The organism is Streptomyces sp. cmx-18-6, from assembly GCF_046548915.1.
Classification (GTDB): domain Bacteria; phylum Actinomycetota; class Actinomycetes; order Streptomycetales; family Streptomycetaceae; genus Streptomyces.
The window spans coordinates 1-541 of sequence record NZ_JAEBEP010000058.1 but is presented as its reverse complement, the minus strand read 5'-3'; the positions used below and the strand labels follow the sequence as shown (position 1 = coordinate 541).

The 541-nt window shown below is 66.7% G+C and carries 1 protein-coding gene; it reads left to right on the top strand.

What is annotated here, in order from left to right; all coding sequences use genetic code 11:
* Positions 1-245 precede the first annotated feature (245 nt).
* Positions 246-541 (top strand): MFS transporter (locus ACLJPL_RS34130; protein WP_411084822.1); only part of this gene is annotated, 296 nt, incomplete at its 3' end.

Genomic DNA, 541 nt, shown 5'->3' with positions numbered 1-541 from the left:
CCGTCATGGCCACTTCCTCGTGTCGGCCGTCCCCGAGGGGGAGCCCCGCCCGCAGCGCCCCTCGGGCTGCCTCTTGGGGGGTGAGTTCGCTGGTCATGGCTTCCTTCCGGATCTGTGCGGCGCGACGGGCCGGACCTGGTACAGGACCTCCGACCACCGTAAACGCGAATCGTTTGCTTTAGTCGATCGTAGGACCTACGGTGCCTTAAAGCAAACCAATCGCTTTTAGCGCAGGAAGGACCCTCATGCAGAGCGTCCCCGCGGGCCTCACGCCTCCCCGCACCTCCCCATACGGACGCCTGCCGTTCGCATTGCACACCTCGATCCTCATCGCGCTGCTCGCCGCATCCAGCGCGCCGACCCCGCTGTACCCCCACTACCAGGCTCAGTGGCAGTTGTCGGCCCTCGACATCACGGTGGTCTTCAGCGCCTACGCTCTGGCACTCCTGATCGCACTGCTGACGACCGGAACCCTTTCCGACCATGTCGGACGCCGCCCCGTGCTCCTGGGCGCGCTCGCGGTCCAGGTCGCCTCCATGGC